The sequence below is a fragment of the Pseudoalteromonas sp. ASV78 genome (assembly GCF_047806705.1).
Taxonomy (GTDB): Bacteria; Pseudomonadota; Gammaproteobacteria; order Enterobacterales; family Alteromonadaceae; genus Pseudoalteromonas; species Pseudoalteromonas prydzensis_A.
The window spans coordinates 1,390,001-1,413,763 of record NZ_JBLOPA010000001.1 but is presented as its reverse complement, the minus strand read 5'-3'; the positions used below and the strand labels follow the sequence as shown (position 1 = coordinate 1,413,763).

Sequence of the window (23,763 nt, the reverse complement as noted above, 5' to 3'; positions counted from 1 at the left end):
ATGGCAAAGTTAGCAATTAGCAATTCCATCCGCACATTACGTTTTCAACATGATGAAATGACCCAGCAGCAATTAGCTGATGCTGTAGGAGTTACACGGCAAACAATTGCTGCAATTGAAGCTGCAAGGTATTCACCGTCATTGGAAGTTGCTTTTAAAATAGCGATTGTTTTTAATCAACCACTAGAAAAAATATTCCAATATAAGCAGTGATTCTTTACTAAACTATTATTTTAGGTAAACTGGAGCAGCATTACACAGTTTATTTACGTTATTGGCCATTCACACCGATAAAATAGCATATTAAATCACTATATTAGGTGTTGTTTTAGGTAATAACGTCATTTTTAAGCCTGATTGTTACGTTGAAAAGTAGTCGACACTAATTTAATGAATATTAATTGTTTATTTAATTCAGTTAATTAGAGATGAATATGGGATATATGTGATTTTTTGTGAAAAATATAATGACAACGCTGTCATTTGTTGTGTAACATTAATTCAACATGGGTTGAGGGTGGATCGCATTAAGATAATAAAAAAACATGCGATTAATACAAATATTAAACGAAGGTTAGAGGTCGTTAGATGATGGCTAAGAGTGCGAATGAGGACCAATTGTTTATTGGTATCGATGGTGGCGGAACTAAGTGCCGTGCAACTATATACTCTGCACAACATGGGGTATTAGGAACTGGTCTAGGTGGCCCCGCGAATCCATTACATGGGTTAGAGCGCACATTAGAGTCAATAATGGTGTCTACACAGTTGGCGATGCGTGATGCAGGTTTGCAGCTAGAAACTATTCACCAAGTCTATGCAGGCTTAGGATTGGCAGGCGTTAATTTACCAAGCTTGTATGAAAAAATAACTGAATGGGAACATCCATTTAAACAAATGTTCTTAACTACAGACTTACACACTGCATGTATTGGCGCTCATGAGGGCGGTGATGGTGCGGTGATTATTACTGGCACTGGTTCATGTGGTTTTTCACATGTCAAAGGGCAATCAGTGAACTACGGTGGTCATGGCTTTGCTCTAGGTGATAAAGGCAGCGGCGCATGGATGGGGCTTGAGGCAATCAAAGCGGTGTTGGTTGAACTGGATGGTTTAGGCCCTCAAACCGCATTGACCCAAATAATGAAAAATCATTTTAATGCAGTAAATGCAATGGATATAGCCGAGCAAATGGCTGGACAGCCGTCAAGCAGCTATGCCAAGCTTGCTCGTTATGTATTTGATGCAGCCCATCAAGGTGATGTTATTGCATTGGCCATTGTTAAAGACGGCGCAGCCTACGTGAGCCAGTTAGCACATCGTTTATTAGCAAATAACCCACCGCGGTTATCTATGATTGGTGGTCTTGCTGAGCCATTAAATAAATGGCTTGATCCAGAAATTGCAAAACGTGTTGAAATGCCAAAACAACCACCAGAAATGGGCGCTATTTATTTTGCCCAACAATCGGTATTAGAACAAGATCAAAAGGTAGCCTTGTAATGAAAACCTTCTATCGTGCAGCGCGTTTATTTACCGCAGAAAACTTTATTGATAACGCATTATTTAGTGTTGAAAATGGTGTATTTAAGCACGAAGACTCAACTTCTGAGTCAGTTGTCGAGTTAAATGGCCTAGTCGCCCCAGGTTTTATTGACGTACAAGTCAATGGTGGGGGTGGTGCATTTTTTAATGCTGAGCAAAGCACACAATGCTTAGATCGTATCGCAAAAGCACACGGTCAATTCGGTACTACCGCACTGATGCCAACACTCATTACAGATAAAGTTGCAGTAATGCAAGCGGCGGCTGATGCAACGGCACAAGCAATTAGCGAAGGCGTAGCGGGTGTATTAGGTATCCACTTTGAAGGCCCACATTTATCGTTTCCAAAAAAAGGCACTCACAGTGAGCAGTTTATTCGGCCAATTAGCGAACAAGAATTTGCCATTTATGCGCGCCAAGATTTAGGTATTAAAATGGTTACCTTAGCGCCAGAAAACGTCAGCATTGCTGATGTTGAGCGTCTAGTAGCCTGTGGTGTGAAAGTATCACTAGGCCATACCAATGCTGATTATCAAACAACCATGGCGGCACTTAATGCAGGCGCCGATGGTTTCACGCATTTATACAATGCCATGTCACCGTTTACATCGCGTGAGCCGGGTGTTGTTGGTGCCGCCCTTTGGCATGATAACAGCTGGTGTGGATTGATTGTTGATGGCCACCACGTGCACCCGCTGTCTGCGAAATTAGCAATTCGCAGTAAGCAACGTGGCAAAATTATGTTGGTCACTGATGCGATGCCACCTGTGGGCACTGATGATATGGAATTTGATTTCTTTGATGGGCGAAAGGTAATTCGTACCGGAGATAGATTAAATTCAAGCACTGGCGAGTTAGCGGGCAGTGTTTTAGATATGGCAAGCGCAGTGCGCAACACCGTCAATACTTTAGATGTTAGCCTGAGCGAAAGCTTACGGATGGCAGCATTGTATCCGGCACAATATTTGAACCTCAAGAACAAGGGACGTTTACTTGATGGCTTTGACGCAGACTTTGTGGTGCTCGATGAGCAGCAGTATGTCAAAGCAACTTATATTGCAGGCATTGCAATCTAACGTTTCCCTGGAAAAAACCCCGCCGTTGTATCGCGGGGCTTTTTTGTTTTAAGAGTAAAAATATGACAACAACAAGCACAGTTGAAAAACCGATTAAAAAACGTCTTGCATCACTTGATGCATTACGTGGTATGGATATGTTTTGGATTTTGGGAGGCCAATCAATTTTCGCGGCCTTATTTGTCTTAACTGACTGGAGTGGTTGGAAAGTCTTTGCAGCACATACAGTACATAGTGCTTGGCATGGCTTTACTTTTTACGATTTAATTTTCCCCTTGTTTATCTTCTTATCTGGTGTGGCAATGGGGCTCTCGCCTAAACGTATTGATCACCTCGCATGGCATGAGCGCAAAGTTTTTTATGCTAAAGCGATAAAACGGTTATTGTTATTGTGCGGGTTAGGGGTGATGTACAACCATGGTTGGGGCACCGGTATCCCTTTAGCGGTTGATGAAATACGCTATACCAGTGTATTGGGTCGTATTGCAATAGCGTGGTTTTTTTGCGCTATGTTGGTATGGCATACCAGTATTCGCACGCAAGTGTTTACGGCGGTTGGTTTATTATTAGGCTATTGGGTATTAATGTGCTTTATTCCTGTGCCAGGCGGTGTTGCTGGCGACTTAAGCGCTGCTGGTAGTTGGAATGCATGGTTTGATAGACACTTTTTACCAGGGATTAGTTACCAAAACCGGCCGGTCGATCCGGAAGGAATATTATCAAGTTTTCCGGCCATTATTAATGCCATGATTGGCGTTTTTGCTGGGCAACTCATAGCCAGAGCAGCGCAAATTGGTGAGTGGAAAACTACCGGGATCTTGTTTGTCGCCGGTGTGATTAGTGTCAGCCTTGGTTGGTTGTGGGATTTACAGTTCCCAGTTAATAAAGAGCTATGGACAAGTTCTTTTGTACTTGTCACGGTGGGGTGGAGCGCGATATTACTGGCTGTTTTCTATGCCTTGGTCGATATTTTAAATGGCCAAAAATTAGCTTACCCATTTGTTATTATTGGCGCGAACTCGATTATTATTTATTTAGCGTCTAGTTTAGTTGATTGGACATTTATCAGCCGCAGTGTATTTGGTGGCTTTATTAATGCAGTCCCTGAACTTTGGCAGCCACTGCTTAGCGTTATCGCTTTATTATTAGTACAAATCCTTGTTTTACACTGGATGTACAAGCGTAAAATATTTGTCAGCGTGTAAAACGTGGCATTAAAAACGGTAAAATAATTTTTATTCACTTTTACTTTACAAACGAAACTGAAATGGTAATAATGACAGCGTTGTCATAATGGTATTGACCAAGCAGTGTATCCCTGTCTGGTCTGATCTAAGGCCCAATTCGATTGCACGTGGAGTTGGGACTTAGATCCCATTTTTTCATCAACTAATTTAATAACTGAGCAAACAAATATGCAAATAGTAATTTTAAATGATGCAGCGGCCGTCGCTGCCTATGGCGCAAATATTTTCGCAGCCCAATTACAAAAAAAACCAACATCAGTGCTCGGTTTAGCAACGGGCTCTACGCCGGTTGCGTTATATCAACAGTTAATCGCTAAAAATAAAGCCGGTGATATTTCATTCTCGCAAGCGACAACATTTAACTTGGATGAATACTTAGGCTTAACGGGTGAACATCCACAAAGTTATCGTTACTTTATGAACGAGCAGCTATTTAGCCATGTTGATATCAATAAAGAGAATACTTTTGTACCGCCTGGCGATGCCGTCAATCCAATTACTGCATGTAAAGAATATGAAGATAAAATAGCCAAAGCAGGTGGCGTTGATGTGCAGTTATTAGGCATTGGCCGTAATGGTCATATCGGGTTTAACGAACCTTCATCTGGTCTATGTTCACGTACTCGTGTAAAAACCCTAACCAAAGCAACCGTTGATGATAATGCGCGTTTTTTTGCTGAGGATGAATATCAACCACACCTATCTATTACCATGGGAATTGGTACCATTTTAGAAGCTAAAAAGGTGGTATTACTTGCAACGGGTGAAAATAAAGCCGATGCAGTGCACGCTATGATTGAAGGGCCATTAATGGCTAAATGTCCCGCATCTGCGTTGCAGTTACATAAAGATGCCGTGATTGTTATTGATAAAGCGGCAGCAAGCAAACTTGAAGATTTAGAGTTTTATCAGCATATCGAAGCTGAAAATCAAAAGTTACAGGCTCATTTAGCTACATTGTAACTGTAAAAAGAATTTATTGTGTGTTCAAAAAGTCCGTAAGGGCTTTTTTTTTGTCTGTTTATCAGTGGCTAACAATTGGGTTTGGCTGAGTGTTATGGTAGTTTTAGCCATCTAAACAATTAAAAGGACGAGCATGCTTAATTACACTGCTATGTCGTTAAATCGAGCATCAAATTTACGTAAAGAACCAAACTGGCTAGCAGCTCAAGTCAATGAGCAAAGTCGTTGGTTATTAGTGAATAATAATCAGACTTTATTTGACCGTAATAGTTATTCTGTGACGTTTTTGAGCTTTGTAACTGTGCGTAATTTAGATTTAACTGAGGCGATATTCTTAGGCTTAGATGAGCAGCAAACCAGCCATTTTGCGCTTGATGTAAGCCAACTAGATGAAGCGATATTAGCACAATTGATTGGTGATGCTGAGTTTGTTGATATTCGTCGCTATGGCGTACACGTCGCACTTGAACAAGGCTCAATGGCAGCACTCGCTCGTGGTTTGTGTTACTGGCATGCAACGCATTGTTTTTGCGGACGTTGTGGAAGCAAAAATACCCTTGTTGAGGCAGGGCACTCTCGTTTATGTAGTAATGAGAAGTGTAAGCATCAAACATTCCCACGTACAGATCCGGCGGTGATCATGGTGGTAACGCGTACCTTTGCCGATGGTATTGAACGTTGCTTATTGGGCCGTCAAGCGATATGGGCGCCCGGCATGTACTCGTCTTTAGCTGGTTTTGTTGATCCCGGCGAGAGCCTTGAACAAGCCGTCGCACGTGAAGTAATGGAAGAAGCGGGTATTGTTGTTGGCAATGTCCGTTATATCGCCTCGCAACCTTGGCCGTTTCCGTCATCAATTATGTTGGGCTTTATCGCAGAAGCCGTTACTGAAGAAATTCACGTTGATAAAGACGAGCTAGATGACGCGCAGTGGTTTAGCCGTGAAGAGCTTAAATGCTTTGGTAATTGGCATGAAGAAGGTGAGCATTTAAAGCTGCCTCGTACCGACTCTATATCACGCTATTTAATTGATCATTGGTGTAATTTAAACGATTAAGCATTTTTTAATGCATGTTCTAACGAAATATTTTTAAGGATTAATAATGACGACAAGTAATAAAAATACGCTGTTAGTCAGTGCTGGGCGTAAGAAAGCGTATACCCATGGGGTTGTTAACCCTGTAGTGCAACGAGCGTCAACGGTTGTTTTTGATTCTGTGGCCGAGCTCAAAGAAGCGGCAAAAAAACGAGGTGACAAAACGCTTTTTTATGGTCGTCGCGGTACCACGACTCATTTTGCACTGCAAGAAGCGATCACTGAACTGGAAGGTGGAGAAGGCTGCGCGCTGTACCCGTGTGGAGCTGCTGCTATTAGTAGTGCGCTATTGGCTTTTGTTAAAGCGGGCGATCATATCTTAATGGTTGATAATGCCTATGAACCAACCCGTGATTTCTGCGATAAAATTTTAGCTGGGTTTGGTGTCACCACAACGTATTATCCGCCAACTATTGGTGCGGGTATTAAAGCGCTGATCAAAGAAAATACTAAAGTGTTATTTTTAGAGTCGCCGGGATCCATCACCATGGAAGTGCAAGATGTACCGGCAATGGTTGCTGTCGCAAACGAGCGAGGCGTGATGACGATGCTCGATAACACTTACGGCAATGGCTTACATTACCGCCCATTAGAGCACGGTGTCGATATCAGTATTCAAGCTGCGACTAAATACATTGTTGGTCACTCTGACGTGATGATGGGCGTTGCGGTTGCGAATAAAAAATATTGGCCAACGTTACGTGAGCAATCTTATTTACTTGGGCAATGTACCTCAGCTGATGATGCTTATTTGGCACTTAGAGGGTTGCGCACCATGGCAGTACGTTTAAACCAGCACGAAAAAGCTGCGATAACAGTGGCAAGCTGGTTAGAGCAGCATCCACTGGTTGATCATATTCGTCACCCTGCATTTGAGAGTTGCCCAGGTCATGAGTTTTTCAAACGTGATTTTGATGGCAGTAATGGCTTGTTTTCTTTTGTTATGAAACAAGGGAACCAAAGCGCGATTGATGCCTTTTTAGATAGCCTAGAGCATTTTAAAATGGGCTTCTCGTGGGGTGGCTTTGAGAGTTTAGTCACTGCTAATTTGACGATGAAAGGGCTGCGCTCAGCGACGGGTTGGCAGTTGGGCCCTGTGATCCGCTTACATATTGGCCTTGAAGATGTTGACGATTTAATTACTGATTTATCGCAAGCTTTGGATGTATATAAGCAACATTTATAATAATTTACTTGTTACATTTTCATCTATTGTTACAAAGCTCACCATTCGGTGGGCTTTTTTTTGCTAGTAATTCAACACGTTTGCCCTTAGTGTAAGCTGTATATAGATTAATAAGGAATATCTGTGACGCAACTCCACCCTCAGCGATTATTAAAAATTGCCCAGTTTGAACTGGTGAGATTATTTTTAACCAAGCGCGGCTTACTTGCTGTTGCCGCATTTTCAATTTGTTGGTTATTGATTTTACGTTATCCGATAGGTCAAGCTGTTAGCTTAATTAGTTCGCCTCAAATAGCCGATTTTGCACAACAAGTGTTTGGTGCTATTGGGCTGAGTAAATTACTCGATTGGCCTGAAGCTGAATTAGCTATGTATTGGTTAATTGCATTGTATAGCTTTCCCAGTTTTTGCTTGTTTTTATGTAGCGACCAACTTGTTGGTGATAAACAGCGAGGAACCCTACGATTTTTATCTCTTAGAGCAACCCGTAATGAAATGCTATTTGGCCGCTTTTTAGGGCAAGTATTTATTTTAGCCGCGCTGTTAATTGTGACCTTAGTTGCTGCTGTCGCGGTGATGGCATTTCGTGAGCCGCCATTATTAATGACAGGCTTAACTCGCAGCTTTGTTTTGTTCTTTTATCTATTAATAGCCGTGTTGCCCTTTATAGCGCTAATGACTTTATTAAATACCTTTGCTCGCTCAGCACGCTTAACCGTGGTGCTGGCAATCTTGTTTTTTGCCGGTGGCAATATTGTGGTTGGCATATTAAGTTGGCAAATTCCAGCGATGGCAATGCTTGACTATATTTTCCCGGGTGTGCAGTTAGAGCAAATGGCGGGGCAAAATGCAGGATTGTTTAACAGTTTAGGTATTCCAATTATTCAAACAGCGGTTATGTTAGCCCTAGCCCAGCGTATTTTTGCAAGGAGTTCATTATGAGCACATTAATACAGGCAACAGCTTTAACAAAGCAGTACGGCAGCAAATTAGCACTTGATAACGTGAGTTTTGAAATTCAAAAAGGCGCGCCGGTCGCTTTAGTCGGGCCTAATGGGGCAGGTAAAACCACATTGTTTAGTGTGTTATGTGGCTATATATTGCCGACTAAAGGCACGCTCAGTATTTTGGGTCATAACCCTGGCAGCAGTGAGTTATTTGGTAAGCTCAGTGCGTTACCGCAAGATGCACAACTTGATCCCCGTTTTAGTATTTCCCACCAATTGGCGTTTTATGGCCAGTTGCAAGGGCTGTCAAATAAGCAAAGCCAAGCAGAAGCGATCCGCGTACTGGAGTTGGTAGGACTAGCTGACGTTGCTAAACAGCGTTCTGATGACTTATCACACGGTATGCGCAAGCGGGTTACAATCGGGCAGGCACTGATCGGTAAACCGCAAATTGTTATGCTCGATGAAGCCACCGCAGGACTTGATCCAATTCATGCCCGTGAAATCCGTCAATTAGTCGCTGAATTAAGCTCAGAGGCTACCTTTATTTTAAGCTCACACGATTTGACTGAGCTAGAGCGCTTATGCTCACATGTACTGCACCTTGATAAAGGCAAGCTCACAGAGCATCCAACGCAAAGTAATAATAGTGAACAGCAATTTGGCTTTATTACCTTGTTATTAAATGAGCAATATGCTGATGTTGAGGCTAAAATTCAAGCCTTAGCAGAGGTGTCTAAGGTATATATGAGCCAAGCTAAAGAATATGTTATTGAATATCAAAAAGCAGCCACGCCATTTGATATCACGTTATTACAATATTGTTATCAGCAAGGTTGGCGTTATCGCCAATTAGTAAATGGGCACACGTTAGAAAATCAAATATTTAAACAGGAGCAAATATAATGGGTTTATTAAGTGGTTTAATGGGTAATGCCAGTGAAGTTGATGACGATGATTTAGAAAAAGTATTGGCAAATACACTGATTGAAGGTGAACAAGTCGAAAAAGCCTATAAAGTTGTTCGCGACATGTTTATCTTCACTAATAAGCGTTTAATTTTACTCGACAAGCAGGGCGTGACTGGCTCAAAAATGGAAATGATCAGCATTGCCTATTCAAAAATTACCAAGTTTAGTAAAGAAAGTGCTGGGCATTTTGATTTAGATGCAGAATTAAAAATTTGGGTTGGCTCTGATCCAACTCCTATTAGCAAAGATTTTAAATCAGGTGATAACATTAATGATGTTTATCGCATCATCAGTCAGTATGCCCTGTAAAGAGAAGAAAAAAGAGAAAATGTAGTGGTTGTTTCAATAATCGCTACATTATTTTTACAACAGCTTACATAATTTTACATTTTCCTAATTAATACAATGAGTTAGTTAAGTTCCCGTTCAGTTTACTCGCGTTAGCATGTGCCCCGTCTTAACCAACCGGTTAAACGTTAAACCTTGTAGCAATAAAACAATGTAAAATAGGGAAATCTTTTTATGAAAAAATTAGCAGTTATTATTTCGAGTATTCTTCTTTCTAGTGCCGCGACTGCTGCGGATAACTATCAGTCAATCAGCCATTTAGGATATAAGGACACCGATGGCAACGACACAGTAAGCGTTGATTCAACGTATTACTTCTCGCCAAAAGCGACTTTAGGTCCTTACGATCAATTTGAGTACATCAATAAGCAAACTAATGTTTATGGTTCATACCTTGATAATGACTCTAGTGATGTAGCAACTATTGGTGGTGAGTATTTCTTACAAGATTTTGTACTTGGTGCTGAGTACAGTAATAAAGACATTGACGCTGGTTCAAGCACTGACGTGATTAAGCTTTCTGCAGGTTACTTCTTTAATCCTAACCTTCTTTTAAAAGCAACATTTGAAGATGTTGAAGATGGCGAAAATCGTGTTTTATTTGCTTTAGCATACAACCACCAGTTAAACAGCACTGATTACATCGGTTTCACTGTAACATCTGATGACGAGTTTGATTACCGCGCTGTGAACGCTAAATACTTCATGGACCTTAAGCAAGGTAACTACCTAACTGTTGAAGGTACTGTTTCAGATACCGATAATGGTAGCAGCTCATGGGAACTTGGTTCAAACTACTACTTCACAAAAGCAACATCAGCGTTTGTTACATTTAACAAAAACGATGATTACACTTTTGGTGCGCAACACTTCTTCAACAAAAATGTTGGCTTAAAAGCAGGTTACGGTAATAACTGGGATGATTCTGGTTATGATGCTTACTTTGCAAATGTAAGCTTACAGTTCTAATCACACTGTAATATTAGTACTGCAATACTAAAAAAGCCCGCTTAATTAAGCGGGCTTTTACATTTGTGCTATTTAACTAGGTTTATTTACCAACCACATTGACGGCCTTTGTTTTGCTCATCAAGGTACTTTTGCAGTGGTGCAAAGTAATCAAGGAGGGCAGTGGCATCCATTTCAGGTTTACCTGTTACGGTGGCTAATGCTTCTTGCCAAGGGCGGCTTGAGCCCATTTCTAACATCGCATTAAGCTTTTCGCCAGCTGCTTTAGAGTTATACACAGAACAACGATGAATGGCTTCTTTATTACCTGCTATTTCACATAAACTACGGTGGAAATCGAACTGTAAAATATGTGCTAAGAAATAACGTGTATAGGGTGTATTGCCTGGTACATGGTATTTAGCACCTGGATCAAAATCAGTTTCGCTACGCGCAATCGGTGCTTGTACACCTTGGTATTTTTCACGTAATTCCCACCACGCTTTATTGTAGTTTTCAGGCGTCACTGCACCTGAAAATACTTGCCAACGCCATTGGTCAACAAGTAAACCAAATGGAATAAAGGCAACTTTATCCAGTGCCATTTTCATTAATAAGCCAATGTCTTTTGATTCATCAGGGACTTGCTCTAATAAACCAATCTCTTTTAAGTAACCGGGCGTTACAGAAAGGGCAATCGTGTCGCCAATCGCTTCATGGAAACCGTCATTAGCACTTTCTTGATAATAAAGCGGCTGGGTATTGTAAGCGCGTTGATAGAAGTTGTGACCTAACTCATGGTGAATAACTGAGAATTCTTCACCTGTACGTTGAATACACATTTTAATGCGCAGGTCGTCTTTGCTATCTATATTCCACGCAGAGGCATGACACTGTACATCACGATCCGCAGGCTTGGTGAATAACGAACGTTCATAAAAGCTCTCAGGTAAAGGCGCAAATCCCATAGAAGTGAAGAATTTCTCAGCTCCTTGCACCATTTTTAATTCATCGTAGTTATGCTCGGCTAATAATGCAGTTACATCATAACCTGGATCGGCATTTTCAGGTGCGACGACATCGTAAATGTTCCCCCATGTTTGTGCCCACATATTGCCTAACAAATGTGCTGGGATAGGTTGATCTTGGGGTACTTTATCTTCACCGTATTTTTCACCTAACTTGGCGCGAACATGACAATGCAGTGAGTCATAGAGTGGTTTTACTTGGCCCCAGATACGATCAAGCTCTGTTGCAAAGTCATCAGCGGGCATGTCGTATTTACTGCGCCACATTGCACCAGTGTCGGCATAACCAAGCTCTTTCGCACCTTCATTGGTTAGTGCAACTTGCTGCTCATACAGTGGCCGCATTGGTTTTGATACCAAGCGCCAGCCCTGCCATAAATCAAGCAGTTCATTGTAATCACGGCTGGTGGCCATTGTTGCAGTCATATCGCCTAGGCTTAAACAGCTGCCATCGTCTTTACAGTATTTCCCTTTGCCGTACATGCCACCAAGTTCAGCCACCAGCTGTGATAATTTTGCTGTTTTTTCTGCATTTTGTGGGGCAGGTAAAGTCAGTGCTAATTTTAATTTATCGAGCTTGCGACGTGCGTCGTAATCAAGTTCCAGTGAGTCAAACTGTGCAGCTTCGTTCGCCAGACGAACCACCGCGGCAGTCATTTTACGGTTTACTTCTGCAGAAAGCGCAGATGTATCGTGCGTTATAAAATTTGCGTAGATCCATTCAGCACGGCTGGATTCTAAGTATAACGCGCTGAGCTCTTGCTCTGTTGCATCTAAAAATGCTTGCGCATCTTTTGCGGTTGCAGGTGCCGGGCTGGCAGTTTGCGCAGTGGTGTTACTCGCTTCTTGGTTACAGCCGCTTAATGCTAATGTGCTGGCAACCAGTATGGCGCTCAAACTAAGCTTAAAATGTGGAGTAGTCATGTTGACCCTTATATTTGTTATTTATCGCAGAGGATAATAGCAGTGTCTCTTTGTTAGGCAAAGTTTATCAGTAACCAAGCGCCAACCAATGAGCAAGGCGAGTTTACAGTGACATTGTATTTATTAAAGGATCGGTCATAATTAAGCCAATGCATTTCATTAATTAATAAGGATAGTTTTCATGTCAGTATTTATCTTGTTACTGGTGGTAGTAATCGTTATTTTTGCGGTCAAAGATATCCGCTTAAACTTAGTTAGTCGCCCGACATTTAAAATGTTTAAAAAAGTACTTCCGCCACTTTCACAAACCGAGCGAGAAGCGATGGAGGCGGGTGACGTATGGTGGGATGGCGAACTGTTTAGTGGTAATCCTGATTGGCAGGTATTACACAGCTATCCAAAACCTGAACTTAGTGAGAAGGAACGGGCATTTTTAGACAATGAAGTCGAAACATTACTGGCAATGCTTGATGATTATCAAATAGTACAAAAAGATAAAGACTTACCAAAAGAAGTATGGGATTACCTAAAAACGCAGGGTTTCTTTGCGATGATCATTCCTGAAAAATTTGGTGGTCGGCAGTTCTCAGCAATCGCAAATTCAACCATAGTTGCTAAAATTGCCACTAAAAGCTTAACCGCGGCAGTGACAGTGATGGTGCCTAACAGTTTAGGCCCTGGTGAATTGTTATTACATTATGGTACTAAACAACAGCAGGAGCGTTGGTTACCCAGTTTAGCTAATGGTAAAGATGTGCCCTGTTTTGCACTTACGGGTCCAGAAGCAGGCTCAGATGCGGGCAGTATTCCTGATTCAGGCGTCGTATGTAAAGGTGAGTTTGAAGGTAAAGAAGTGCTGGGCTTACGTTTAAATTGGTCAAAGCGCTATATTACACTCGCACCTGTAGCGACTGTACTGGGACTTGCTTTTAAAATGTATGATCCTGAAGGATTACTTGGTAAACAACAAGAGCTTGGTATTACCTGTGCACTGATCCCCACAGATCATCCGGGTGTTGAAACCGGGGAGCGTCATTTCCCTCTTAATATGGCGTTTATGAATGGCACAACGTACGGAAAAGATGTGTTTATTCCGCTTGATTGGATCATTGGCGGTCAACAAGGCGCAGGGCGAGGCTGGCGTATGTTGGTCGAGTGTTTAAGCGCCGGGCGTGGTATTTCATTACCAGCGCTTAGCAGTGCAACTGGGCATTTATGCGCTCGAATGACGTCAGCGTATGCCACAGTGCGTCAACAGTTCGGTGTATCTATCGGCCAGTTTGAAGGTGTGCAAGAAGCGCTTGCTCGGATTGGCGGTTTAACCTATAGCTTAGAGTCGTGTCGGCTAATGACCGCAGGCGCCATTGATTTAAAATTAAGCCCGTCAGTAGTAACAGCCATTGCTAAATACCATATGACAGAAATGGGTCGTACGGTAATGAATGATGCAATGGATATTCACTCAGGCAAAGGGATACAAGTAGGTCCGAACAACTATTTAGCCCACGGTTACATGGGGATCCCGGTATCAATTACCGTTGAAGGGGCAAATATTTTAACCCGTAACTTGATGATTTTTGGTCAAGGTGCAACCCGTTGTCATCCATTTGTGCTCAAAGAAATGGCAGCTGCGGCGATGGAGGATGATGATTTAGCGCTAAAAGAATTCGATTCATTATTACTACAGCATATTATTTTTGCTGCGACCAATGCAGGTATGGCATTTGTGCATGGTTTAACGCGCAGCTACTTTGCTAAATCGCCGGTGTGTGGTGCAACAGCAACGTATTATAAGCAACTAGGACGAATGAGCCGCGGGCTTGCTTTTAGTACTGATGTAGCCATGTTAGTCCTCGGTGGTGAGCTTAAACGCAAAGAAATGATTTCAGCGCGTTTAGGCGATGTGTTAAGTCATTTGTATTTGGCATCATGTGTATTAAAACGCTTTGAAGATGAAGGGCGTCAACAGGCTGATTTACCCTTTGTTAAATATGCGGTGGAATTATCATTGTTTGAAATTGGCCAAGCATTTGATGGTTTTTTCAAAAACTTTTCAAATCCCGTTGTTAATTTTATACTTAAACGTATCGTATTTCCGTTTGGTAACCATTACCAGCGGCCAAGTGATGAGGTTGCGCAAGCAATCTGTGAGCATATGACTCAACCAGGGGTATTTAGAAACCGCTTAACCCACTTATGTTATGTAGACGATAATGCTGGAACTGGGGTGATGGAAAATGCCTTTATAGCTATGCATGATACTAGTGCGGCATTTAAACGATTAAAAAAATGGCAACGTGAGGGCACGCTTAATCGTAACCATGATATTGAGACTGCGATTAACAGTGCGCGCGAGAAACAGTTGATCACTGATGAGCAAGCAGAAAAACTACACGGGGCAAATAATTTACGCAAACAGGCCATAGCGGTAGATAATTATCAAGCGGGTGAATTGTAATTTTAGCATCATTTATTATGATTAACTGAATAATAAAAAGCCTTGCTGATGCAAGGCTTTTTGCTAGTTTAACTCGCAAGTTATGTGTTTTTAACGGGCAAATGGATCGGCATTAATCTTATCAACATACCAATTGCCTTTTTTACGAACCATTTTTACGCTGCGCATATCATCGACTTTATTACCATTAAATTGGCCAGTAAAAATAAGGTTGATATTTGCTGTATCACCGTACTGCTCTCTTAAGCTCATATTAGTCATATCAACTTCAATGACCACGTTATCGTATTGCATGTTGACTAAATTACGGGCAAATTGTTTAGATGTGCCATATGACTTCATGATCCGCGCCATTCTTGGCGTTGCCATGGTACTGGCTTTGGTAAGATCTTGTTCGTTATACAGGGTATCAAAAAATAGTGTGGCACTATTTCCTGGCGTATTTTTTTCACCTTTAGGTGAATCATCATTGCCACAGCCGCTTAGTAGCAATAAAAATGTAGCAGTAAAAAGAGTTATAAATAATTTCATTAGATAAATAGACTTATTATTGATGATTTAGTGTGTGACGAAATGCGGCAGATGTAAAGTTTACGATAAGAATTAGTGAGGTTAGTACAATAAATAATAAAAAAGGATGCATTTAGCATCCTTTTTTCAAGGTCAATACAGTTATTGAACAAGCTCTTGTTCAGTAAACTCTTCAGCAAAAAGCGGGCTTGATAAATAACGCTCTGTTGCACTTGGTAAAATAACCACCACATTTTTACCTGCATTTTCAGGTAACTCAGCAATACGCTTAGCGGCAACAACCGCAGCCCCTGACGAAATACCGACTAAGATACCTTCGTCTTTCATAAGCTTGTGGGCCATTTCAATTGCTTCTTCATTTGAAACAAGTTCAGCGCCATCAATGACACTAAGATCTAAGTTACCAGGGATGAAGCCTGCACCAATACCTTGGATTTTATGAGGGCCGGGCTTAATTTCTTCGCCCGCTAAAGTTTGGCTGATAACTGGAGAATTTGTCGGCTCTACAGCGATTGATTTAACATTAAGGCCTTTTTCAAGTTTCAAATAACGACTAACACCAGTGATCGTGCCACCAGTACCCACACCTGCTACGAAGAAGTCAACGTTACCGTCTGTTGCTGCAAAGATTTCAGGACCGGTTGTTTCAAAGTGAATTTTTGGATTCGCTGGGTTCTCAAACTGTTGTAATAGAATGAACTTTTCAGGATCACTGGCTTGAATTTGTTTAGCCTTTTCAATTGCACCATTCATTCCTTTAGCGCCATCCGTTAATACTAAATTAGCACCTAATGCTTTTAGTAATTTACGACGCTCAAGGCTCATGGTATTTGGCATAGTAAGTGTTAATTTGTAACCACGAGAAGCAGCTACAAAGGCAAGCGCAATACCTGTGTTACCAGAGGTTGGTTCAATCAATTCTTTGTCTTTCGTTAGCTCACCTGATTTTTCAGCTTCCCAGATCATTGATGCACCGATACGGCATTTAACACTAAAACTAGGGTTACGTGATTCAACTTTAGCAAAAATATTACCAGTAGTTACACGGTTTAGCTTTACTAATGGTGTATTACCAATACTGAGTGAGTTATCTTCAAAAATTGTAGACATAATGTTCCCTTAGGTGCAATTTATTCAATCGGGACCGATTTTAAGCAATCGATCTGTAATACTGACACTTTACTGCTGAATTAAAAAAACTAAAGTAAAGTTTGGCTATAAGATATATCTATTCGAGTTATAATTGAATGAAATAAAAACAGCTTAACGTTCACATGCGCTAGATCATAATGAACAAGGTATAGCATATTATAATGGCTAAGAAATTAGGTTGGGTGTTTAATGATAAAAATGGTGGTATTTTGTGCAAACAGGCCGCTGTTGAGCGGTTTTATGATACAAGTAATTAAAAACATGTTAAAACCACATCCACCAAAATTTATAAAGTGATCACAATGACATTAATCTTAAAATTAATTGCCGGCATCTTAGGCGGTATTTTAGTGGGCTTATATGTTCCACTGACTGGAGTTGAACTCCTTTACACGGTAAAAGAAATAATTGGCCAGTTGATCACTTTCACGATTCCGTTGATTATTTTGTTCTTTATTGCCTCTGGTATTGCTGGTTTACCGAAAGGTTCTGGCCATTTACTTGGCAAAACAGTCGGCTTTGCATATGGCTCAACAATTATAGCAGGCATACTTGCGGTGATAGCCGTTAGTGCGATTATTCCGCTGTTCGATGGTGGTTTGAGTTTTGAAGCCGAAGTTGCTACTGAAGTAGCCAGTTTTATTGATTTAGAAATTCCACCGCTGATGGGCGTGATGACAGCGCTTGCGACAGCATTCGTGTTTGGTATTGGGATGAGCCAATTACAACTAGAAACATTGAGAAAAGTATCAGATCAAGGTCGTGACGTTATTGATGGTTTATTAGCGAAAGTGATCATTCCGGCATTACCTTTCTATATCGCAGGTGTATTTGCTGAAATGACGGTCGCAGGTACAGTTGTCGATACCTTGCAAACGTTTGGTGTGGTGTTGATTGCTGCATTAATCATGCATTGGCTTTGGTTAAGTATTCTATATATTGGCACAGGGATATTATTAAAGCGCAATCCGATTGAGTTAATTAAAAATATGCTCCCCGCGTATTTTACTGCATTAGGGACTATGTCTAGTGCGGCGACAATCCCAGTATCACTTCGTTCGAGCAAAGCAAATAATGTGAAAGAAGATGTAGCTAACTTTACTGTACCACTGTGCGCCACTATACATTTATCCGGTTCAACAATTACCATTGTTACATGTGCGATGGCGGTGATGTTCTTATCACCTAATATGGACGTTCCTTCATTATTTGGCATGTTGCCATTTATCATGATGCTAGGCGTAGTGATGATTGCCGCACCCGGTGCACCAGGTGGCGCTGTGATGTCAGCATTAGGTTTGTTAACCAGTATGCTAGGATTTAATGAAGGTGCAGTGGCGTTAATGATCGCGCTTTATCTAGCCCAAGACAGCTTTGGTACAGCCTGTAATGTTACCGGTGATGGAGTTATTGCCTTGTGGGTAGATCGCTTTAGTGAAAAAGCGTCATCGTAAATTAGTTATCTGGAACTATAATTGAGTTATCGTTTCAGATTTTCTGTGTTAGTGTGGCGAATTAAATTGTCACACTGACATACTGTTAGGTTATATGAGGGTGTCCCATTGATTAATGTACTTTTAGTTGATGACCATGAACTCGTACGAACGGGTATCAAACGTATTTTAGATGATGTTCGTGGGTTTAAAGTAATTGGTGAAGCTAAAACAGGTGAAGAAGCGGTACAATTTTGCCGTCAGCATTCTCCTGATATTGTGTTAATGGACATGAATATGCCAGGTATTGGCGGATTAGAAGCGACTAAAAAGATTTGCCGTTATTGCCCCGATGTGAAAATCATCGTGTTAACTGTGCATTGTGAAGATCCATTCCCAAGCAAAGTGATGCAAATTGGTGCACACGGTTATTTAACCAAAGGTGCAGGCTCTGACGAAATGGTCAATGCTATTCGCGCAGTAAATGCGGGGCAACGCTATATTGCACCTGAAATCGCGCAACAAATTGCCTTAGCACAAGTGACGGGTCGTACAGATGAAAGCCCGTTTCAGAGTTTATCTGAGCGCGAATTGCAGATCATGTTAATGATCACCAAAGGTGAAAGGGTGCAAGATATTGCCGAGCGCCTTAATTTAAGCTCTAAAACAGTGAACAGCTATCGTTATAGAATGTTTGAAAAGCTCAATGTGGGTGGTGATGTTGAACTTACCCATTTAGCTATTCGCCATAAGATGATCGACATCGACAGCGCTCATTAGTCTTGCCCCATGGCAGAATTTGATCACGCCCACTTCTTAAAAACACTATCAAGCGATCCAGGCGTTTACCGGATGCTTGATAGTGACGGCAAGGTTATTTACGTCGGTAAAGCTAAAAACCTTAAAAAACGTGTTAGCAGCTATTTTCGCAGTAATGTCACCGACGGTAAAACGCGTGCCCTGGTTAGTAATATTAGTGATATTGATATCACTTTAACCAATACTGAAACCGAAGCCTTACTGCTTGAAAACAACCTAATAAAAAAATACCAGCCTCGTTACAACATCTTACTACGTGATGATAAATCCTATCCGTATATCTTATTAACGGCACACAAACATCCTAGACTTGCATTTCATCGCGGTAGTCGCAAAGTCAAAGGGGAGTATTTTGGTCCTTTTCCAAGTGCTGGCGCTGTTTCTGAAAGCTTGCGGTTAATGCAAAAAATATTTCCAGTTCGTCAATGCGAAGATGCCTATTATCGTGCTCGCAGTCGCCCTTGTTTGCAATTTCAATTAAAACGTTGCTCAGCCCCATGCGTTGGCGAAGTCACTGATGTTGAATATAGCCAGCAAGTGGATTTTGTGAGGAAATTTTTAGCGGGTAAATCACATGAAGTCATCGCGGCATTAATTACTAAAATGGAAGCTGCTAGCCAAGCGTTACAATTTGAACTGGCGGCAAAAGTACGTGACCAAATAATGCTGCTGCGGAAAATGCAAGAGCAGCAATCAATCTCAGGTAATTATGCTGAAATGGATGTGGTGGGTTTTGCCCATCTCAATGGCCTCAATGGTATTCACTTATTGATGATCCGTGATCATAAAGTGCTTGGCAGTAAAACCTACTTTCCAAAAGTGCCAAAAGATTCACAGCAACAAGAGATATTAGCCTCATTTCTTGGGCAATATTATTTAGCGCCAGGGGCAACAGGACGCATAGCAAAAGAAGTGATTTTGCCATTTACGATTGATGAAGCAGATGTGTTGGGTGAGGCGTTAAGCCAAGTAAGTGAGAGAAAAGTCACTTTAAAAACGGTTACACGCGGTGAGCGCGCGCAATACTTACAGTTAGCCAATAAAAATGCGCTAAATAGCATCACAGTTAAGCAAAGCACTCAGGATTCAATCAATAAGCGCTATGCGCAGCTTAAAGCGACGCTCGGACTTGATGATATTAGCCGCATGGAGTGTTTTGATATTAGTCATACCATGGGTGAAAATACGGTTGCAAGTTGTGTGGTATTTGATTCGCAAGGACCGAACAATAAAGAATATCGACGTTTTAATGTCACAGGGATCACCGGTGGCGATGATTACGCTGCAATGGAGTTTGCATTAAACAAGCGTTACAACAAGTTAGTAGATGAAGATAAAATCCCTGATGTTATTTTTATTGATGGTGGTAAAGGGCAGTTATCACGGGCTGAGCAGTATTTTGCTACTTGGCCTCACACAAAAATGCCACTATTAGTCGGCGTAGCAAAAGGCACCAGTCGCAGGCCTGGCCTTGAAACACTGTTAATCGATGGTGGCCGCAAAACAATCCCAATGGACTCAGACGCACCGGCACTGCATTTAATTCAACATATTCGTGATGAATCACATCGCTTTGCGATTGCAGGGCATCGTAATAAGCGCCAGAAACAGCGTACACAATCATTATTAGAAGAGATAAGCGGAGTTGGCTCGACACGGCGACAAACATTATTAAAATTTTTAGGGGGCATGCAGGGAGTAAAAGCTGCTAATATAGACCAATTAAAGCAAGTACCTGGGATCAGCTCTGACATGGCTGAGAAGATATTTAACCATTTGCATGACAAGGGCTAGCCCTTCATGCGAATATAGCAAAAAAGACATCCTCAAGTAGTTATGTGGAATATTCCAAACACACTCACAACATTTAGACTTTTTCTTATCCCCATTTTCTTGGTGATATTTTACTTGCCTTACTCATGGGCTTTCTTTGCGGCTGCCTTTATTTTTTGGCTAGCATCAATCACTGATATTCTCGATGGCTATCTAGCGCGTAAGCTTGAACAGTCAACGCCTTTTGGTGCATTCTTAGACCCTGTTGCTGATAAAGTAATGGTGTGTACGGCACTGGTTGCGCTAGCGAGTTATTATCAATCACTGTATATGACTATTCCTGCGTTAATTATAATAAGCAGAGAAATTGTTATTTCAGCACTTCGAGAATGGATGGCTGAACAAGGTAAGCGTGGCAATGTAGCTGTGTCCAATATGGGCAAGTTTAAAACTGCTGCACAAATGTTAGCCATTATTGGACTCATCTGGCAGTACGATAGCTGGATGATGTATTTAAGTTATGGCCTACTTTACATTGCAACCTTCTTAACGGTTACTTCTATGCTGCAATACTTGATAGCAGCGTGGTCTGAATTGACTAAAAATTGAGTCTAAACGTATAATAACGCACCGTTTTAGATAAAAAATAATCAAACAGTTCGAAACTAGCATTTTTTGTATTGACGCGTTTAATAATCTCTGTAGAATGCGTCCGTGTTGAGAGGGCATAGCCCCCTAGATAAATAAAGTGACACTCGTTAAGTTGCTAGAATGTTAAACCGCGACACAGTCGTGCACAAACATACTAACTACTTACAAGTATTAAGCGGCACTAGCTCAGTTGGTAGAGCGCGACCTTGCCAAGGTCGAGGTCACGAGTTCGAGCCTCGTGTGCCGCTCCAATTTATCTTAAAGGCTAACCCCGATACTGGGGCGGAATGGCAGAGTGGCCATGCACCGGATTGCAAATCCGTCTACCTCGGTTCGACTCCGGGTTCCGCCTCCATTCAACACTCCACATGCTTTAAATAGCAAACTCGATGCCCGAGTGGTGGAATTGGTAGACACAAGGGATTTAAAATCCCTCGACTAACAAGTCGTGCCGGTTCAAGTCCGGCCTCGGGCACCACTTTGTGGTTTAGTTACACCGCCAAATGTAACTTATAAAAATTGTATTACATAAATTAGTTTATGTGATTTTATTTAGAATTAATATGATGCGGCACTAGCTCAGTTGGTAGAGCGCGACCTTGCCAAGGTCGAGGTCACGAGTTCGAGCCTCGTGTGCCGCTCCATATTAGTTTTATCCACTTGCTTTAAATAGCAAACTCGATGCCCGAGTGGTGGAATTGGTAGACACAAGGGATTTAAAATCCCTCGACTAACAAGTCGTGCCGGTTCAAGTCCGGCCTCGGGCACCACTTTTAATTATTGACCAAGTTATTAAAAGTCTGATAAATACTTATTTTATGCGGCACTAGCTCAGTTGCCAGAACGTTTTACCGTGACATGGTCGCGCACCAACGTACAAATTACTGACAAAGTTTTATGCGGCACTAGCTCAGTTGGTAGAGCGCGACCTTGCCAAGGTCGAGGTCACGAGTTCGAGCCTCGTGTGCCGCTCCAAATTATTTGTTACATTTAGGCGGAATGGCAGAGTGGCCATGCACCGGATTGCAAATCCGTTTACCCCGGTTCGACTCCGGGTTCCGCCTCCAAATAATTTACTCCACACGCTTTAAATAGCAAACTCAATGCCCGAGTGGTGGAATTGGTAGACACAAGGGATTTAAAATCCCTCGACTAACAAGTCGTGCCGGTTCAAGTCCGGCCTCGGGCACCACTTTATATTCTCAACTATTAATCTAATCCCCCTTGATATTCCAATAAGCTACGTAATAAATCTAATTCAAATAAATCATGCCACTAATTATTTTTGATATACACTTAACTTTCATTACTTTTGAAAGTATTAACTGGTATGGATAATTTTAAACAGGGTCTCAATCAATTTTGGGTTGCGCTGTTTTTGGTGTTTGTTTAGCGTTATCACTCGTTTTAATCTCCTTTGCAATCGTTACGGCTACGGTTAATGATGTCCTTAAAATTCAAGAAGTCAGTACACTTGTCACGCAAGTGAACCAACTGGTTGAAAAAACAAGATAAATTAGCAGATACAAAGTAAAAGCTTACTTCATTTTCTTTTATAGATCTTGATAAAGCAGCATTACTAAAAGTGATCAGTACAGTTCAAGACTATCAATTACAAGCTAATACGTTACTCACAGATACGCAGAAGCAGGCATTACACGAGCAATCACAAATCAAGTTACAACAAGAGCTTTCGCAAACACTTAGTCCAGAGCAGCGTGCATTAGCAGTGAAATTGCTTAATCGCTTTGTGGCAACTGAAGCTGAACTGCAATGAATGTACTAATCATATAGCCACGATCAAAAAAGGGAGCACCTAGGCTCCCTTATTGATTTATCAAAGTGTTTTAGTTTTTATGCCAAATGCCTGTAGGGATAGTTTTATCAAGTTGCTTATTTTGAGTTGGATCGAAAGTGGGTAACTTACCCGCTTTACGTTGTGCGGTATAATCGTTGGCAAGCCAGATCACTACGCCAGATAACATAAATAGTGCAATAACATTCACGATTGCCATGAGGCCCATCGAAATATCAGCTAAGGTCCAGATCAACCCCAATTCACTCACAGAGCCAAACATCACCATACCTAATACTACAAGTCTAAAGATCAACATACCATGCTCATGATTATGCTCTAAGAATAATAGATTAGTTTCAGCGTATGAATAGTTGGCAACAATCGAAGTAAAAGCAAAGAACAAGATAGCAATCGCAACAAAGATTGTGCCCCAACTGCCAACATGTTCTTCAAGGGCTGCCTGAGTTAATGCAATGCCTGTTACACCTGAGTCAGCTACTAATTGATCTGAGAGCAAGATCAACGCAGCGGTTGCACTACAAATGACGACAGTGTCAATAAACACCCCAAGCATTTGTACATAACCTTGTGAGGCAGGATGGGGCGGATTTGGCGTCGCAGTCGCTGCCGCATTTGCGGCGCTACCCATACCAGCTTCGTTTGAGAATAAGCCACGTTTGATACCTTGGATCATTGCCTGCATAACACCGTAACCAATAGCACCAGCACCGGCTTGTTCAATGCCAAAGGCACTATTGATAATGCGCATAAATACAGTCGGTAATTCTGATGCATTCATTGCACACACATAAAGTGCTACAAGTAAGTAAGCTAAGGCCATAAATGGCACAACCAACTCAGCAAAGCGG

At 41.6% G+C, this 23,763-nt stretch carries 21 protein-coding genes and 8 tRNA genes (1 of these 29 running past the window's edge); 25 read left to right on the top strand and 4 right to left on the bottom strand.

Going from position 1 to position 23,763, the window contains the following annotated elements; translation table 11 throughout:
* The 11 genes from ACMVDV_RS06295 to ACMVDV_RS06245 all read left to right on the top strand — a co-directional run bounded on the left by ACMVDV_RS06295 (position 1) and on the right by ACMVDV_RS06245 (position 10,348).
* The gene (locus ACMVDV_RS06295) at positions 1-213 is read left to right on the top strand and encodes a helix-turn-helix transcriptional regulator (RefSeq protein WP_304182162.1); all 213 of its coding nucleotides are present in this window, start codon (positions 1-3) and stop codon (positions 211-213) included.
* A 375-nt stretch (positions 214-588) separates the two neighbouring features.
* On the top strand, positions 589-1,503 hold the full coding sequence (nagK, locus tag ACMVDV_RS06290) for an N-acetylglucosamine kinase (protein ID WP_192541971.1): 915 nt from the start codon (positions 589-591) through the stop codon (positions 1,501-1,503).
* A complete protein-coding gene (gene nagA, locus ACMVDV_RS06285) occupies positions 1,503-2,621 on the top strand; it encodes an N-acetylglucosamine-6-phosphate deacetylase (protein WP_416157559.1) in 1,119 nt (372 codons plus the stop codon). Before nagK ends, nagA begins: the two co-directional genes overlap by 1 nt.
* A 62-nt stretch (positions 2,622-2,683) precedes the next feature.
* A complete protein-coding gene (gene nagX / locus ACMVDV_RS06280; RefSeq protein ID WP_304182164.1) occupies positions 2,684-3,826 on the top strand; it encodes a transmembrane glucosamine N-acetyltransferase NagX in 1,143 nt (380 codons plus the stop codon).
* Between the two features lie 210 nt (positions 3,827-4,036).
* Positions 4,037-4,831, top strand: coding sequence for a glucosamine-6-phosphate deaminase (gene nagB / locus ACMVDV_RS06275; protein WP_416157558.1), 795 nt, complete (start codon positions 4,037-4,039; stop codon positions 4,829-4,831).
* Positions 4,832-4,964: 133 nt separating this feature from the next.
* Positions 4,965-5,888: an NAD(+) diphosphatase gene (gene nudC / locus ACMVDV_RS06270; protein WP_304182166.1), complete on the top strand. Its 924-nt coding sequence runs from the start codon at positions 4,965-4,967 to the stop codon at positions 5,886-5,888.
* Between the two features lie 46 nt (positions 5,889-5,934).
* On the top strand, positions 5,935-7,113 hold the full coding sequence (locus tag ACMVDV_RS06265) for a cystathionine beta-lyase (protein ID WP_416157557.1): 1,179 nt from the start codon (positions 5,935-5,937) through the stop codon (positions 7,111-7,113).
* A 123-nt stretch (positions 7,114-7,236) separates the two neighbouring features.
* On the top strand, positions 7,237-8,055 hold the full coding sequence (locus ACMVDV_RS06260; RefSeq protein WP_416157556.1) for an ABC transporter permease subunit: 819 nt from the start codon (positions 7,237-7,239) through the stop codon (positions 8,053-8,055).
* Positions 8,052-8,966 carry an ABC transporter ATP-binding protein gene (locus tag ACMVDV_RS06255; RefSeq protein ID WP_304182168.1) on the top strand — a complete coding sequence of 305 codons (915 nt, stop codon included), beginning with the start codon at positions 8,052-8,054 and terminating at the stop codon, positions 8,964-8,966. Before ACMVDV_RS06260 ends, ACMVDV_RS06255 begins: the two co-directional genes overlap by 4 nt.
* On the top strand, positions 8,966-9,340 hold the full coding sequence (locus ACMVDV_RS06250) for a PH domain-containing protein (RefSeq protein ID WP_304182169.1): 375 nt from the start codon (positions 8,966-8,968) through the stop codon (positions 9,338-9,340). Before ACMVDV_RS06255 ends, ACMVDV_RS06250 begins: the two co-directional genes overlap by 1 nt.
* 213 nt (positions 9,341-9,553) lie before the next feature.
* On the top strand, positions 9,554-10,348 hold the full coding sequence (locus ACMVDV_RS06245) for a putative porin (RefSeq protein WP_304182170.1): 795 nt from the start codon (positions 9,554-9,556) through the stop codon (positions 10,346-10,348).
* A gap of 86 nt (positions 10,349-10,434) precedes the next feature.
* On the opposite strand, the gene ACMVDV_RS06240 is transcribed toward ACMVDV_RS06245, so the two are convergent.
* Positions 10,435-12,279 carry a M2 family metallopeptidase gene (locus tag ACMVDV_RS06240; RefSeq protein WP_416157555.1) on the bottom strand — a complete coding sequence of 615 codons (1,845 nt, stop codon included), beginning with the start codon at positions 12,277-12,279 and terminating at the stop codon, positions 10,435-10,437.
* A gap of 181 nt (positions 12,280-12,460) precedes the next feature.
* On the opposite strand from ACMVDV_RS06240, the gene ACMVDV_RS06235 reads away from it, so the two are divergent.
* Positions 12,461-14,737: an acyl-CoA dehydrogenase gene (locus tag ACMVDV_RS06235; protein WP_304182172.1), complete on the top strand. Its 2,277-nt coding sequence runs from the start codon at positions 12,461-12,463 to the stop codon at positions 14,735-14,737.
* 90 nt (positions 14,738-14,827) lie between these two features.
* On the opposite strand, the gene ACMVDV_RS06230 is transcribed toward ACMVDV_RS06235, so the two are convergent.
* Together ACMVDV_RS06230 and cysK are read right to left on the bottom strand one after the other, a co-directional pair.
* Complete coding sequence (locus tag ACMVDV_RS06230) at positions 14,828-15,268, bottom strand: hypothetical protein (RefSeq protein WP_416157554.1); 441 nt, start codon at positions 15,266-15,268, stop codon at positions 14,828-14,830.
* Between the two features lie 141 nt (positions 15,269-15,409).
* On the bottom strand, positions 15,410-16,378 hold the full coding sequence (gene cysK / locus ACMVDV_RS06225) for a cysteine synthase A (protein ID WP_416157553.1): 969 nt from the start codon (positions 16,376-16,378) through the stop codon (positions 15,410-15,412).
* A 344-nt stretch (positions 16,379-16,722) separates the two neighbouring features.
* On the opposite strand from cysK, the gene ACMVDV_RS06220 reads away from it, so the two are divergent.
* From ACMVDV_RS06220 to ACMVDV_RS06160, 13 genes are all read left to right on the top strand, one after another.
* Positions 16,723-17,874 (top strand): dicarboxylate/amino acid:cation symporter, encoded by a 1,152-nt coding sequence (locus tag ACMVDV_RS06220; RefSeq protein WP_416157552.1) that lies wholly within the window; start codon positions 16,723-16,725, stop codon positions 17,872-17,874.
* 108 nt (positions 17,875-17,982) lie between these two features.
* Positions 17,983-18,633, top strand: coding sequence for a UvrY/SirA/GacA family response regulator transcription factor (uvrY, locus tag ACMVDV_RS06215; protein ID WP_416157551.1), 651 nt, complete (start codon positions 17,983-17,985; stop codon positions 18,631-18,633).
* A gap of 9 nt (positions 18,634-18,642) precedes the next feature.
* Positions 18,643-20,466: an excinuclease ABC subunit UvrC gene (gene uvrC / locus ACMVDV_RS06210; RefSeq protein WP_416157550.1), complete on the top strand. Its 1,824-nt coding sequence runs from the start codon at positions 18,643-18,645 to the stop codon at positions 20,464-20,466.
* Between the two features lie 42 nt (positions 20,467-20,508).
* Positions 20,509-21,054: a CDP-diacylglycerol--glycerol-3-phosphate 3-phosphatidyltransferase gene (gene pgsA, locus ACMVDV_RS06205; RefSeq protein ID WP_416157549.1), complete on the top strand. Its 546-nt coding sequence runs from the start codon at positions 20,509-20,511 to the stop codon at positions 21,052-21,054.
* Positions 21,055-21,271: 217 nt separating this feature from the next.
* Positions 21,272-21,347, top strand: a tRNA-Gly gene (locus ACMVDV_RS06200).
* A gap of 30 nt (positions 21,348-21,377) precedes the next feature.
* Positions 21,378-21,451, top strand: a tRNA-Cys gene (locus ACMVDV_RS06195).
* A 36-nt stretch (positions 21,452-21,487) separates the two neighbouring features.
* Positions 21,488-21,574 (top strand) — tRNA-Leu (locus ACMVDV_RS06190).
* Between the two features lie 90 nt (positions 21,575-21,664).
* Positions 21,665-21,740: transfer RNA gene (locus ACMVDV_RS06185), tRNA-Gly, on the top strand.
* Positions 21,741-21,779: 39 nt separating this feature from the next.
* Positions 21,780-21,866, top strand: a tRNA-Leu gene (locus ACMVDV_RS06180).
* Positions 21,867-21,995: 129 nt separating this feature from the next.
* A tRNA-Gly gene (locus tag ACMVDV_RS06175) sits at positions 21,996-22,071 on the top strand.
* 18 nt (positions 22,072-22,089) lie between these two features.
* Positions 22,090-22,163: transfer RNA gene (locus ACMVDV_RS06170), tRNA-Cys, on the top strand.
* A 38-nt stretch (positions 22,164-22,201) separates the two neighbouring features.
* Positions 22,202-22,288, top strand: a tRNA-Leu gene (locus tag ACMVDV_RS06165).
* 393 nt (positions 22,289-22,681) lie between these two features.
* Positions 22,682-22,873 carry a hypothetical protein gene (locus tag ACMVDV_RS06160; protein WP_416157548.1) on the top strand — a complete coding sequence of 64 codons (192 nt, stop codon included), beginning with the start codon at positions 22,682-22,684 and terminating at the stop codon, positions 22,871-22,873.
* 70 nt (positions 22,874-22,943) lie between these two features.
* On the opposite strand, the gene ACMVDV_RS06155 is transcribed toward ACMVDV_RS06160, so the two are convergent.
* Positions 22,944-23,763 carry the 3' portion of an alanine/glycine:cation symporter family protein gene (locus tag ACMVDV_RS06155; RefSeq protein WP_304182124.1) on the bottom strand. It continues 602 nt past the right edge of the window, so 820 of the gene's 1,422 nt are visible here — the last part of the coding sequence; its start codon lies beyond the right edge, outside the window; its stop codon occupies positions 22,944-22,946.